The sequence below is a fragment of the Falsiroseomonas sp. genome (assembly GCF_030695085.1).
Taxonomy (GTDB): domain Bacteria; phylum Pseudomonadota; class Alphaproteobacteria; order Acetobacterales; family Acetobacteraceae; genus Falsiroseomonas.
On sequence record NZ_JAUYTS010000169.1, the window covers coordinates 1 to 1,169 of the forward strand.

At 70.1% G+C, this 1,169-nt stretch carries 2 protein-coding genes and 1 pseudogene; 2 read left to right on the forward strand and 1 reads right to left on the reverse strand.

Annotated features, from left to right (window positions below):
- Window positions 1–230, reverse strand: a pseudogene (locus tag Q8S40_RS18780) (selenide, water dikinase SelD); the annotation flags it as partial.
- A gap of 102 nt (window positions 231–332) precedes the next feature.
- Here Q8S40_RS18780 and Q8S40_RS18785 point away from each other — a divergent pair.
- Together Q8S40_RS18785 and Q8S40_RS18790 are read left to right on the forward strand one after the other, a co-directional pair.
- A complete protein-coding gene (locus tag Q8S40_RS18785) occupies window positions 333–551 on the forward strand; it encodes a hypothetical protein (protein WP_305671613.1) in 219 nt (72 codons plus the stop codon).
- A gap of 64 nt (window positions 552–615) precedes the next feature.
- The coding region (locus Q8S40_RS18790; protein ID WP_305671614.1) for a glutathione S-transferase family protein at window positions 616–1,169 on the forward strand (554 nt) is incomplete at its 3' end.

Consider the following 1,169-nt stretch of genomic DNA (forward strand, 5'->3'; position numbering starts at 1 on the left):
GGGTCGTCGACCACCGGCATGAAGAAGTCCGTGGTCGCCACCAGGGCCTGCTGGTCGTTCAGCCGCCAGACCGCGGCGTCGTCAGAGGTCTCGGTCCCGACCATGAGATCGGCGAAGGGCCCGGCCAGCGGCATGCCCTTCAGAATGTCACGCAGCACCGCCGGGGCCAGTTTGCAGCCGCAGCCGCCGCCGTGGGCGAGGGAGGTCAGGCGGGGTTCGGGCGTGGTCATGGCAAGGGCTTAGGGCCAAACCGCCTGCAGACTCAACACCGGCGCCGGGTCGACTGAACCGATCCCCTCGTCGCCCGTTCGGCCCGTGAACCGGAGACCGCCATGCCCATTCCCAAACTCGCGACCCTGATCGGCGGCGTGCTGCTCAGCAAGGGCGGGCGCCGCATGGCCGGACGCCACGCCGTCAAGCTGGCGCTGGCCACCCTGGCCTTCCAGCTGTGGCAGCAGCGGCAGGATGCGAAGCGCCCGGATCAGGGCCAGACTCAGGGCCAGGGCCGGTCGGCCCATCCCCGGCGGCGTTGGAGCGGCCGCCGGGTCTGAATTCGCTGGACCGACGCCGCGTCAACCGGGCCAACTGGCGGTCGCCACCAGCGGAGCCGCGGCCATGATCACCGTCCACCACCTCAACGACTCCCGCTCGCAGCGGGTGCTGTGGCTGCTGGAGGAGCTGGGCGCGCCCTATGAGGTCAGACGCTATCAGCGGGATGCGAAGACCATGCTGGCGCCGCCCGAACTGAAAGCCATCCATCCGCTGGGCAAGTCGCCGGTGCTGGACGACGGCGACGCCCGCGTGGCCGAAACGGGGGCGATCATCGAATATCTGCTGGAGACCCATCCCGCATCCGGCCTCAGGCCCGCCGCGGGCACGGCCGAGGCGCGGCGCTTCACCTACTGGCTGCACTATGCCGAGGGCTCGGCCATGACGCCCCTGCTGCTGAAGCTGATCTTCGGCGCCATCCCCGGTCGCGTCCCCTTCCTGGTCCGCGGCGTGGCCAGGGGCATCAGCAAGGGGATGAACACGGCCATGATCGATCCCCAGATCGCCGCCCACACCGCATACTGGGAGGCGGAACTGGGTCGGTCCGAATGGTTCGCCGGCGACGCCTTCTCGGCCGCCGACATCATGATGAGCTTCCCCGTCGAGGCGGCGGGCAGCCG

Coding starts and splice junctions, on each gene's coding strand:
- Q8S40_RS18785 (WP_305671613.1), top strand. CDS start 333: ATGCCCATTCCCAAACTCGCGACCCTGATCGGCGGCGTGCTGCTCAGC.